General features: G+C 39.5%; 11 protein-coding genes. 7 read left to right on the top strand and 4 right to left on the bottom strand.

The annotated features are described in order from the left end of the window. Positions 1 to 11: 11 nt before the first annotated feature. On the top strand, positions 12 to 1,175 hold the full coding sequence (gene dnaJ / locus PHT93_RS03530) for a molecular chaperone DnaJ (RefSeq protein WP_300239532.1): 1,164 nt from the start codon (positions 12 to 14) through the stop codon (positions 1,173 to 1,175). A gap of 1,141 nt (positions 1,176 to 2,316) precedes the next feature. Here the strand turns inward: dnaJ and PHT93_RS03525 are convergent. Genes PHT93_RS03525 through PHT93_RS03515 form a run of 3 tightly spaced genes read right to left on the bottom strand, consistent with a single transcriptional unit; the run spans position 2,317 to position 5,949 of the window. Further along, positions 2,317 to 4,020 carry an acyl-CoA dehydrogenase family protein gene (locus tag PHT93_RS03525; protein ID WP_300239529.1) on the bottom strand — a complete coding sequence of 568 codons (1,704 nt, stop codon included), beginning with the start codon at positions 4,018 to 4,020 and terminating at the stop codon, positions 2,317 to 2,319. Continuing rightward, on the bottom strand, positions 4,020 to 5,039 hold the full coding sequence (locus tag PHT93_RS03520; protein WP_300239526.1) for an electron transfer flavoprotein subunit alpha/FixB family protein: 1,020 nt from the start codon (positions 5,037 to 5,039) through the stop codon (positions 4,020 to 4,022). Before PHT93_RS03520 ends, PHT93_RS03525 begins: the two co-directional genes overlap by 1 nt. Before the next feature lie 37 nt (positions 5,040 to 5,076). Beyond that, positions 5,077 to 5,949, bottom strand: a complete 873-nt coding sequence (locus PHT93_RS03515; protein ID WP_300239525.1) for an electron transfer flavoprotein subunit beta/FixA family protein — start codon at positions 5,947 to 5,949, stop codon at positions 5,077 to 5,079. Between the two features lie 273 nt (positions 5,950 to 6,222). On the opposite strand from PHT93_RS03515, the gene PHT93_RS03510 reads away from it, so the two are divergent. The 4 genes from PHT93_RS03510 (at position 6,223) to PHT93_RS03495 (ending at position 9,351) form a co-directional block, all read left to right on the top strand. Continuing rightward, positions 6,223 to 6,975, top strand: coding sequence for a hypothetical protein (locus PHT93_RS03510; protein ID WP_300239523.1), 753 nt, complete (start codon positions 6,223 to 6,225; stop codon positions 6,973 to 6,975). Continuing rightward, positions 6,950 to 7,327: a GtrA family protein gene (locus tag PHT93_RS03505; protein WP_300239521.1), complete on the top strand. Its 378-nt coding sequence runs from the start codon at positions 6,950 to 6,952 to the stop codon at positions 7,325 to 7,327. The genes PHT93_RS03510 and PHT93_RS03505 overlap by 26 nt, the downstream gene beginning before the upstream one ends. A gap of 7 nt (positions 7,328 to 7,334) precedes the next feature. Next, positions 7,335 to 8,282, top strand: a complete 948-nt coding sequence (locus PHT93_RS03500; protein WP_300239519.1) for a glycosyltransferase family 2 protein — start codon at positions 7,335 to 7,337, stop codon at positions 8,280 to 8,282. A gap of 193 nt (positions 8,283 to 8,475) precedes the next feature. Further along, entirely contained in the window at positions 8,476 to 9,351 is an 876-nt protein-coding gene (locus tag PHT93_RS03495; protein ID WP_300239516.1) for a hypothetical protein, read from the top strand. A 116-nt stretch (positions 9,352 to 9,467) separates the two neighbouring features. Here the strand turns inward: PHT93_RS03495 and msrA are convergent, their stop codons facing one another. Further along, a complete protein-coding gene (gene msrA / locus PHT93_RS03490) occupies positions 9,468 to 9,968 on the bottom strand; it encodes a peptide-methionine (S)-S-oxide reductase MsrA (protein ID WP_300239513.1) in 501 nt (166 codons plus the stop codon). Between the two features lie 50 nt (positions 9,969 to 10,018). Here msrA and PHT93_RS03485 point away from each other — a divergent pair, with 50 nt between their 5' ends. Next, positions 10,019 to 11,221 (top strand): uracil-xanthine permease family protein, encoded by a 1,203-nt coding sequence (locus tag PHT93_RS03485; protein ID WP_300239511.1) that lies wholly within the window; start codon positions 10,019 to 10,021, stop codon positions 11,219 to 11,221. Positions 11,222 to 11,288: 67 nt separating this feature from the next. Further along, the gene (locus PHT93_RS03480; protein WP_300239508.1) at positions 11,289 to 12,521 is read left to right on the top strand and encodes a DUF438 domain-containing protein; all 1,233 of its coding nucleotides are present in this window, start codon (positions 11,289 to 11,291) and stop codon (positions 12,519 to 12,521) included. The last annotated feature ends 26 nt before the right edge of the window (positions 12,522 to 12,547 follow it).

Below are 12,547 nucleotides of genomic sequence, written 5' to 3'. Positions count from 1 at the left end.
CAGATAGGAATATGGCTAAAAGAGATTATTATGAAGTGCTTGGTGTTGAAAAGAATGCATCGGCCGACGAAATAAAAAAAGCATATCGTAAAAAAGCTATTCAGTTTCATCCGGATAAAAATCCGGGAGATAAAACTGCTGAAGAAAACTTTAAAGAAGCCGCAGAAGCTTATGATGTATTGAGTGATCCTCAGAAACGCCAACGTTATGATCAGTTCGGTCATGCGGGTGTAGGAGGCGCATCGCAACAAGGTGGTGGCTTTGGTGGTGGAGGTATGTCTATGGATGATATCTTCTCGCAGTTTGGTGATATTTTTGGTGGTCATTTTGGTGGTTTTGGTGGCTTTAGTGGTTTTGGTGGTGGTTCTTCCAGAGGACAGCGTGTAAACCGTGGATCTGATTTGCGCGTAAAGGTGAAACTAAACTTAAAAGAAATCGCTAACGGCGTAGAAAAGAAGATTAAAGTCCGTAAAGATGTACAATGTAAAGTCTGTCATGGTAGCGGAGCTGAAGGTAGCAATGGTGTAAAAACATGTGATACCTGTCATGGAAGTGGTTATGTGACCAGAGTTGCCAATACGATATTGGGACAGATGCAAACGCAATCTACCTGTCCGACTTGTAATGGAGAAGGTAAAATTGTAGTCAATAAATGTAAAGCTTGTGCAGGTGCGGGTGTTGTTAAAGACGAAGAAATCATAACCATAAATATACCTGCAGGGGTTGCTGAAGGAATGCAACTATCCATGAGCGGTAAAGGAAATGCAGCCCGTCACGGTGGTGTAAATGGCGATTTGCTGATTTTAGTAGAAGAAGAGCAACATCCTGAACTGATTCGTGATGAAAATGACCTGCTTTATAATTTATTGTTAAGCGTTCCTCAGGCCGCCTTAGGAGCAACGGTAGAAGTACCGACTGTGGATGGAAAAGCAAAAGTGAAAATAGAACCAGGAACGCAGCCCGGAAAAGTACTTCGTTTGCGGAATAAAGGGTTACCATCCATCAATCGTTATGGAACAGGAGATTTGTTGGTGAACGTAAGCGTTTATATACCGGAAAATCTCTCAACCTCTGAAAAAGAAGTTCTGTCAGGTATGGAGAATTCTCCTAACTTCCAGCCAAACAAGAGTATCAAAGAGAAAATATTCAGTAGATTTAGGAATCTATTTGATTAAATAATGTTAAAAAAGAGCAAGTATATGCTTTTTGATAGTGTTGTATAACATAAAAAGGCGTATATTTGCATTGTGTTTTTCATGGTATTAGATTTAAGGTTAACAATGAAGATTGGTTGTCGTGAGACAACCTTTTTTTGTTTATACCCATTCTAAACCTTAATATAGCGGCTGTTTTGAATTTTACGAATCTTTTTTATATTGTTTGTAACTCTTTCATGTTCTTACATTTGAAATTTTAGAGCCTGTTTAAATTTTTATTCGTGGCTTATTTCGTTTTATTTTTTGTTTAGTTGTATATCCGCATGAATGAGCATAGCGGGCTATGTGATTGAATGCGGAGATGCAGATAAGCAAAAAAGAAGACGAAAGAAGACCGAAACAAGCCCTCAAGAAATATCCTATAAAAATTAAAACAGGCTCTTAGATGCGTTTGCTCTGAACTATTGGTTTGAGAAAAATCAAAATGTTGGCAAATTGCCTGTTTTTGTGTCGGATTGATACCGATCATAAATAAGGCTTTTTGGGCTGACTTCTCTAACAAAATAACGAAGTATGTGCCTGAAGAGCAGAATTCGGGAGATGTTGTTTAAATTGCATTATCCGGCATGTCCGTTTTTTTAAGATTTGTAAAAAGTAAAAAATCCAAAATTACGCTACTCTTTTTTGAAGATAAAGGATATATTTCGAAAAATAACCTTTACGTCTCGGAAGATAATCTTTATATTTTGGAATACAACCTTTGTGTTTTTGGTGAAAAAACGGTCTTTTTTTGTCATTATGGAATATTTATTGGTTTGAAACTATATAAACGAAAGAGAAATGAGGTTAAGCGCTTTTGAAGTGCGTAAGCAAAATGGTTAAAATAGTTTCTTTTTGTCTTGTCTTCATATGTTTCGCCAAAGACCAAATCAGGTATAAAAAAATAGAGAATAAATTCAAAACAGATTCTAACGACTTTAATTAATTTTTACCCTTAACTTCTTTTTTGTCGAAGCTCTTGGTTCAGTTTGCCGAAGAGCTTCAAATTATATTTTTGTATTTATGTATTTGAAAAAATAATGCGTTAAAAGCAAAAAAAGAAGGTATCCTTGCGAGATACCTCCTTTAATTTATCCTTGAAAAATAGTTGTCTATTTAATCATGCCTTATAAAAGCCAAGGTCTTCAATGCTGAAATCATTGATGTATGATTCTATTTTGTTGACTTCGGCTTGTCCGTAGTTGATATAGACTTCGGCTGAACGGCGGAAGCTGTCGTCCGCATTGGCGTCTTGTAGTAAAAGGTAGCCAAATACGCAATGCGTAGCAGTTTCAACTAAGCGACGAGCATGGAAATCCAGATACTCATTGTCTTTCGGCTCGGTGATCTTCGCTACTAATTTTTCGTATTTATTGGTCATATTGACTAACTTCTTTCTCAGGTATTCCAATTCCGGTTTGTAGGTCATCGTTTCGTACTCACGGATTCTATTCAGATAAGTACCTGTGGTGACGTGGCGAATAGCGGCAACTACCTGCAATTGGGTTGTTCCTTCATAGATGTTCGTAATACGAGCGTCACGATACAAACGTTCGCAGGCGTAATCTTTCATAAAGCCTGATCCACCATGGATTTGTATTGCATCATACGCATTCTGATTCGCATATTCAGTTGTAATACCCTTACCCATAGGAGTAAATGCATCAGCTAATTTTCCGTAATACTTCATTTCTGTCCGTTCCTCAGGAGTCAGTTTGCGTTCTTTGGATATGTCATCTAACGCTTTGTACATATCTACGAAACGAGCCGTTTCGTATAACATCGAACGAGAAGCATCAGCTTTAGCACGCATCAATGCCAACATTTCATAGACTGCCGGAAATTCAATGATCGCTTTTCCGAACTGCTTACGTTCACGCGCGTAGGCCAATCCTTCACGACAAGCAGCTTCACTGATACCTACAGCTTGTGCCATGATTCCCAGACGAGCTCCGTTCATCAATCCCATTACATATTTGATAAGTCCGAGTTTACGATCCCCGCAAAGTTCGGCTTTAGCATTACGATAGACCAGCTCACAGGTAGGCGATCCTTTAATACCCATTTTATTCTCAATACGACGTACATTGACTCCGCCATTGCGTTTGTCATAAACGAACATAGACAAACCACGCGCATCCTTCGTTCCTTCTTCAGAGCGAGCCAATACCAGGTGAATATCTGCATCCCCGTTTGTGATGAAACGCTTTACACCATTCAGGTACCAGCAACCGTCTTTTTCGCTGTAGGTTGCCTTTAGCATAACAGCCTGAAGGTCAGATCCTGCATCCGGTTCTGTTAAGTCCATCGACATGGTTTCTCCGGCACAAACGCGAGGTATATAACGTTTATGTTGATCTTCGTTGCCAAATTCATATAATGTTTCAGCACAATCCTGTAATCCCCAAAGGTTTTCAAAACCTGCATCAGCACGAGCTACTAAATCCGCAGCCATGATATAGGGTACAATGGGAAAGTTCAGCCCGTCATAACGGCGGGGCATAGCGATTCCCATTAAGCCGGCTTTGCGAACCGCTTCGAGGTTTTGTTGAGTGCCCGGAGCATAGGTGACACGTCCGTTAGTAACAGTTGGGCCATCATGATCAACGCCTTCTGCATTAGGTGCAATTATATCACCGCAGATTTCACCTACGATTTCCAACACTTTGTCATAACTATCCATAGCATCTTCGAAATCGACGGGAGCATAGTCGAATTTGTCCTTATCCGCATAATTACGCTCCTTTAGCTCCACAATGCGTTTCATCATAGGATGTTGCAAATGGTGCTTTAAACTGGGGTTATCTAAATAAAAGTTTGCCATTACTTTGTGTTCTGTTTATAGTATTTGATCATTTTAGGTATCACTTCTTCCACAGTACCGGTGATTACGTAATCAGCGATTGTGTTGATAGGAGCAGCCGGATCATTATTCACAGAAATAATAATCGAACTTTCCTGCATACCTGCAATGTGTTGGATTTGGCCTGATATACCACAGGCAATATAGAGTTTCGGGCGAACAGTTACCCCTGTTTGTCCGATCTGACGTTCATGTTCGCAGAATCCGGCATCAACTGCAGCGCGCGAAGCACCTACTTCGCCGCCAATAACTGCAGCCAGATCATGCAATAACTGGAAATTTTCTTTAGAACCGACTCCGTATCCTCCGGCAATAATAATAGGAGAACCTTTGATATTGGTCTTGCTCTTCTCAATCTGACGATCAATTACGGTTACGGCAAAATCAGTATCAGATACATATTTATTTACATCATATGTTTTTGTTTCCCCCTTATAAGCCGGATCAACGATTTCCTTTTTCATTACGCCCTCGCGAACTGTCGCCATTTGCGGACGACATTCCGGATTGATAATTGTTGCTACAATATTTCCTCCGAAAGCCGGACGAATTTGATAAAGTAAATTCTCATACACCTTGTTCTCACGCTTTTCTTCATGGTTTCCGATTTCGAGCGATGTGCAATCTGCTGTTAATCCACTACCTAAAGCCGAAGAAACGCGAGGTCCAAGATCACGTCCGATGCTGGTTGCCCCCATAAACGCAATCTGAGGTTTCTCTTCTTTAAATAAGTTTACCAGAATAGACGTATGCGGCAGAGAAGTGTAGGGGAATAAACGTGCATCGTCAAACACATGAAGTACATCTACACCATATGGGAATACTTGTTTGCCTACATTCTCTAATTGATGACCGGCTGCAACTGCCTCCAACCGGCATCCCAACGTATTGGCTAACGAGCGCCCTTTGGTAAGCAATTCAAGACTGACATCAGCTACGAAGCCGTCCTCTATTTCACAATATACAAATATATTATTCATAATTTTTTCGTGCTTATAATGATTAGTAGCCTCCGGTTTATCCGATGGTATGATTTGCAATTAGCTCTTTCATTAATTCATCCATTTCGCCATCGGTCGGTTGTAATGTTTTACTTTCCTTTGCCTGAAAGATTACGTTTTCAATACGCTTTACTTTTGTTGGTGAACCGGACAGACCACATTGTACCACATCCGCGTTTACGTCTGCTACATTCCAATCCGTTAAATTAAGATAAGGGCGGGTACTGAATAATTCCAGATAGTCAGCAGATGCTTCCTGTTTTTCCGTAACTGTTTTGGCGTGTTTATATTTTTGAACCAATTTGGCATTTCGAGGGCGACAATCAGGAGCTGATCCATTAACCGTAATAACAATAGGCAATTTTGCTTCTACCGTCTCCACACCTCTTTCCAAACGTCTTTTAACTGTAATTTTCCCATTTTCCACACCGAAAATTTCCTCTGCATAGGTAATCTGATTCAGCCCTAACTTTTCGGCAACCTGAGGACCTACCTGAGCCGTATCTCCGTCAATTGCCTGACGTCCGCAAAGGATAATATCATACTCCTTTATCTTGCGAATGGCCATAGATAAAGCATACGATGTAGCTAAGGTATCAGCACCCGCAAAGGCACGGTCTGTCAATAAAAAACCACCGTCAGCACCACGATATAAACCTTCGCGGATGATTTCGGCGGCACGACCCGGTCCCATGGTTAATAATGTGACCGTAGTACCCGGATTAGCGTCTTTCAATCGAAGAGCCTGTTCCAAAGCGTTCAGATCTTCCGGATTAAAAATGGCGGGAAGGGCTGCACGATTGACCGTTCCATCGGCCTTCATCGCGTCTTTTCCAACATTCCGAGTGTCCGGAACCTGTTTCGCTAAAACAATAATTCTTAAACTCATATTACTGTGATATTAGATTTTACCATTTATAAATGGATTGCATAATTTCATTGACTGCAAAAATAATCAAACATTCAATAAGTCAAATACTTTTCCTTATAAAGCTGCACACTTCAGGCGTGTTTGAGCAGATGAGGACTATATTATATGAGTTATGAACGAATATCTGATTCACCTTTATTTTAACCGTATTAGAATCTTTTTGGTAAAAATCACTAACTTTGTTCTGTTTATTATGGTTACATAAGTATTAATCATTTAAAACAAAGGGTTATGAAAGATAAAGAAGACGTTTTCTCAAAATTCCGTGACTCTTTCAGTAAAATAGATGGTCGTTTTCATATACTTGAACAACGGGTGCCGGTAGAATTACAGATGGAATATTTCAAATATTCAGAGCAGATCAGAAAAGAACGCAATGAATTGACGGATATAGAATATGATTCTTTTATTGAGATGCTGAACGATGAGGAGACAAGTACCGAATATAAGCGCTATGTGCTTACTTCGTTGGCTGCATCGAGACAGGTGAGAGCTTTTAGAGCTTTGGAAGAGTATGTGACTCATTCTTCGGAAGATGTGACCGACTGGGCTTATATGGCTTTAATGGAAAGCCGGATCTCTTTAGAGTCGGAATTATCGGACGAAAAACAGGTTTATATTTCGACCGGTTTGGGTGGTAGAGGAGAAAAATTACGGTTTTATATGATGTTTCCTTCAAAGGAGAATAAGCCGTTTGAACAATTACACAGGCAGATAATAGAACGAGAATTTGCTTATTACCTTGAGTCTGATGATTGTGAAATAGAACGTTTGACGATACATGATATATATGTAGAATTAGTCGCTCTTGTACCTGTCAGGTTAAACATTAAAGATTTATTAGATAAGGTTATAAACGAATGCAATCTTTACGGTAATTTCTTGTATAATTCATATACAATTACGAATGTAAAGGAACTCTCCGAAGAAGAAGTGCGGGATGTTTTGGATAAAAAATATGGGAATAATCAATCAGGCGATTAAATATGGCCTTGTAGGTGTGGGGAATACGTTGATAACGGCTGCCGTTATCTGGGTAATGATGAAGATTTTTGGTGTTTCTGATGTAATATCCAATATTGTGGGGTATGTAGCCGGCTTGATAAATAGTTTTGTCTGGAACAAACAGTGGACTTTTAAGAGTTCTGCAAGCTGGTCTTCCAGTGCACTCCGGTTTGGAATTGTCTTTGCCGTTTGCTATTTGTTGCAGCTTGGTTTGTTGTTATATCTCAATGCAAACCTTACAATAGATTCTTATTATAATCAGTTGATAGCTATGGCTTTTTACACGGTTATAAACTTTGTTATGAATAAGTTCTATACCTTTAAATCATAAATACAGAATGAAAAAAGTAGCCATTATCGTTCCGTGTTATAACGAAGAAGAAGTTATCCTTGAATCTTACCGACGTACGAAAGAGGTGGTGCTTTCATTGCCAAATCCGGCTGAAATTATTTATATAAATGATGGAAGTAAGGATAAAACCCGTTATCTCTTGGATGGGATAGCTGTCTCTGATCCCCGCGTCAAGGTGATTCATTTTTCGCGTAATTTCGGGCATCAACCTGCCGTTACTGCCGGAGTGAATAATTGTGATGCTGAACTGGCTATTATTATTGATGCTGATATGCAGGATCCTCCAGAACTGATTCCGGAATTATTAGCTCTTCAGGAAAAGGAACAAGCAAATGTGGTTTATTGTGTGCGTAATTCCCGTCAGGGAGAAAGTATATTCAAGAAGTTTTCTGCAAAGATGTTCTATCGCATGATGAATTACATGAGTGAAGTCGATTTTCCGCTTGACACGGGAGATTTTCGCTTGATTGATCGTAAGGTGATGGACGAATTCGACCGCTTCAAAGAACGAGGGAAATATATTCGGGGATTGATAAGCTGGGTAGGCTTTAAGCAAGTACCATTTTATTATGATCGTGATCCGCGAATCGCAGGAGAGACCAAATATCCACTTAGTAAGATGCTGAAATTTGCTTCAAACGCGATGCTCTATTTTTCCAAGAAACCATTGAAGTTAGCAGCAGGGTTAGGCTTTTTGTCCGTTATTGTTGGCCTCTTCCTCGCTGTCTGGTTTACTTTGGGTAAGATCTATGGATTTAGCAACGCTGAAAGTGGATGGACCTCTATTGTTACAATTGTTACTTTCTTTGGTGGTGTGCAGTTATTAACGGTAGGAGTTTTAGGACAATACATCGGTATCCTCTTTGACGAAGTCAAAGCCCGTCCCGAATATATCATTGACGAAAAACGAAATTTTGAAGCAGAAAGCGAATGATTACGAACTGCAAGCCTTTCGTAATCCTTGCACTCGGCGTAACTTGTTGTTGCGTCTTATTGCCGTGTACTCTCCTGACTACTGAATATGTCTTGAAATTAATTTCTTTCTATTTCATAATTTGTTCTTGATATTATTTAAGTTTGTAGGTGTATAAGCAAATTCTTAAACTTTAGATTAAAAGACGAGAAAAATGAAACGAATAAATTTGATTAATTGTGTTCTGTTAAGTACATTGTTTGTCGTATTTGTTGGATGTAGTAGTGATGATGATGTAATAAAAGAACAGGAACTTCCTGTGAATATAAAGTCTGATTTAGCAAAAAGAAATCCTTCAGGAACAGTTCTCTCAGTCTCAAATTATGATGATAGATACGAAATAAATTTTATCGATGAAACCGAAAATGAAACAACAATCACTTATGTCAATGAAGTTTGGAAACTGACACATACTCTGTTTAAGGATGTCAACAGTCTTCCTTCAGAAGTGAAAAAATCCTTTAATGATTTGCCTTATAAAAACACACCACTTCTGGATGTCTCTCGGACGGAACGTGCCGATATGAAACAAAGCCTTTATACCCTACATTTTCAATACCCCTGGAAAGATGTTGACAAGTTGGAACACCACGTATTTATCAATGATGACGGACTTTATCTGGCTATGTATAGCCTAAAACCGAATGATCAAACTTGGTGGCCTGATTTACCCTCGTCACATTTCAAATTTATAGAAACCAAATATTCAGGGGCTGAGATTCGGGGATATATAAATAATGCAGGGATTCATGAATATTTTATATTACATGATAATATTATTAAATACGTATTTTTTGGAGGGATTGATGCTGATTATCCCTTTGACTTTTGGGAAAAAACAGAATATGAGTTACCAATTGATACGAAGATTCCTGAAAATGTAATGAATGAATTGAAAGAGGTTGATAAAGACTTTAGTTATACAAATCTATACTATATAGAGTCAAACGGTGGAGATTCCTATTGGTTCCAGGATAAAAACCATCCCAATGAATTAGGATATACTATACCTGTAAATATTAAAGATTGAATATTCCGACGGATCGACTAAACTTTTATCTATTTTTGACAAGCGCGTAAAAGAAGTTCCACCTGATGTCTTTTTTTGAAAAAATGAGTTGTTGAATTTCAATTGTTGTTATGTGTTCAAAAAATCTTCCTGTAAATATGGCAATAGGGTGAAGAACCGTTCTTGTCGTAATAGTGCTGATGATAGTCTTCACCCACCCAGAATGTTTCTGCTTGTCTAAGCGTTGTGGCTACTACAAATCCTTTCGAGGTAAGTATGCCTATGTATTCCTGAGCAATCTTTAATTGTTCTTCGTCTCTGTAAAAGATTGCCGACAGATATTGACTTCCTATATCCGGACCTTGACCATCTGTCTGCGTAAAGTTATGTGTTTCAAAAAAAAGGCGCACCAATGCTTCATAATTTGTTTTGGAAGGATCATAAACAACTTCAATTGTTTCCAGATGGCCGGTGGTTCCCGTTTTAACTTCTTGATAAGAAGGTGAGTCCACGTGTCCGCCCATATAACCTACCGCTGTACTTATCACACCCTGCGCTTTTGAAAAATGATATTGCGTACCCCAGAAACAACCCGACGCAAAATAAGCTGTTGCAGTTTGATTACTAATTGATGACATAGTTTTAAATTCTATAATTATATTTGCGCAAATATAATCTTTATTAGTTAATGGAAAATGCAAAACGACTGAATCCGGTACAGAAAACTGTTGTAGGAGTTCAGTTTCTATTCGTAGCTTTTGGCGCTACAGTCCTTGTCCCTCTATTAGTTGGCTTAGACCCTTCAACAGCTTTGTTTACCGCAGGCTTAGGTACCCTGATTTTTCATTTAATAACGAAGGGAAAAGTTCCTCTTTTCCTGGGAAGTAGTTTTGCCTTTATCGCACCGATAATTAAAGCAACCGAGTTATACGGTCTTGCCGGAACTATGTGCGGACTTATCGCAGTAGGAGGTGTGTACGGTTTGATGAGTTTCCTTGTTAAATGGAGGGGCTTGCAGTTAATTAATCGTTTATTTCCTCCGGCAGTGATCGGCCCGGTTATCATTCTAATCGGTCTGTCTTTAGCCGGATCGGGTGTGAATATGGCCAAAAGTAATTGGACGATTGCATTGATTTCCTTAGCTGCTGCCGTTTTAGTTTCGATGTTAGGTAAAGGGTTATTAAAACTAATACCTATTTTTATTGGTATCATAACAGGATATATTGCTTCAGCTTGTTTCGGTATAATCGACTACCAACCAATAAAAGAAGCAGCCTGGTTAGCACTTCCTCAATTTGTACGACCGGAATTTTCCTGGGGAGCAATTGTGTTTATGGTTCCTGTAGCAATAGCTCCGGTCATTGAACATATCGGTGGAGTTTATGCCATTAATGGGGTTACGGGCAAGGATTTTGTGAAAGATCCGGGCTTGCATCGTACTTTGCTTGGAGATGGAGTTGCCTGTTCCGTTGCGGGATTACTGGGAGGGCCTCCTGTAACTACCTATGCAGAAGTAACAGGAGCTATCTCATTGACGAAAATTACGGATCCGGCTGTTATTCGAATTGCTGCAGTAGCAGGAATATTATTTTCCGTTGTGGGCAAGGTTAGTGCCGTGTTGAAGTCCATTCCCGAATCAGTATTAGGCGGAATTATGATGTTGCTTTTCGGAACAATCGCGTCGGTTGGCATCAGTACGTTAGTGAATGCCAAAACAGATATGGGAAATACGCGTAACCTGATCATTGTTTCTTTGACGTTGACTTTTGGTATCGGCGGAGCCATCTTTCAGGTCGGCGAATTTTCTATGACAGGAATCGGATTGGCGGCTATTATCGGTGTACTTTTGAACCTTATACTGCCATATCACGAAAAAGAGTCAAACTTGTAACAAATGAGACATATTTAAAGGCCTTACTACTCATAGCTTTGCTGATAAATTAATACAGATTAAAGCTATGAGTGAACTAATTAATAATTCAGAAAAAAGAAAAGAGCTTTTAAAGCATCTTATCTTGCAGTTGCATTCCGGAGAAGCACCGGAAGTTGTCCGTAATCAGTTGATCGGTTTGTTGAGCCGCATCCCGTATGGAGAAGTGGTCGAAGTTGAACAAGAGCTTATCTCCGAAGGGCTTCCCGAAGAAGAAGTATTAAAGTTTTGTGATATACATACAGCCGTTTTAGAAGGGCACATTATACAAGATAATGCAGCGCCTTATCCTCCCGGACACCCCGTTGATACCTTCAAAAAAGAAAATATTGAGCTGACGAAAGTGATTGATCGCACGCGTGAGTTATTTGTAAAAGCTCCTTCCCTAAAACCGGAGGATTTTATGAATTATATGATTGCATTGAAGACGGCATTCAATGAACTTTCAGATGTCGATAAACATTATCGCCGGAAAGAGTATTTGCTGTTTCCTTTCATGGAGAAGCATGGTATAACCGGCCCTCCTAAAGTAATGTGGGGGAAGCACGATGAAACACGTGCCATGCTCAAAGAGGCACATGAATTTCTGAATACGCGTAACACCAAAGGAGCCCCCGATTTGATGGCTGCGATTGTCGACATTCTTGAACCGGCTTTAGGTGCGATAGAGGGAATGATCTTTAAAGAAGAGCAGATTCTGTTGCCGATGTGTCTCGATGCGTTGACAGAAGAAGAATGGTATCATATTTATGATCAGACGATGGAGTTTGGTTATTGTCTGTATGATCCCCAAGTAGAGTGGAAACCTGAGAATATAGAAGTAAGCGAGGTGAGCTATTCCGGAAAAGGAAGTGTGAGATTACCGACCGGTAGTTTCTCTGTGGAAGAGCTGACGGCTTTCTTCAATCTGCTGCCAATGGATATAACTTTTGTTGATAAAGACGACAAAGTGAAGTTTTTCTCTTTAGGGCCGCACCGGATTTTTGATCGCAACAAAGCGATTATCGGACGTAGCGTTCAACTTTGCCATCCGCCTCATAGCGTGCATATTGTAGAACAGATATTAGAGGACTTTAAGAGTGGAAAAGAATCGAATGCTGCTTTCTGGATTAATTTCAAAGGTATGTTTGTTTACATAGAATACATAGCGCTTCGGAATGAAGCCGGAGAATATCTTGGCGTTATCGAATGCACGCAGGATTTAACGCATTACCGTCAATTAGAAGGCGAACAGCGTTTGTTGTCCTATACGAAAAGATAAAAATTGGGGTTAGTTTGTATAGTAGT

Origin of the sequence: Massilibacteroides sp., from assembly GCF_028705895.1 — a bacterium.
Lineage (GTDB): Bacteria > Bacteroidota > Bacteroidia > Bacteroidales > Tannerellaceae > Massilibacteroides.
Note: the sequence above shows the minus strand (reverse complement) of the source record. Positions and strands in the feature narration are given on the sequence as shown.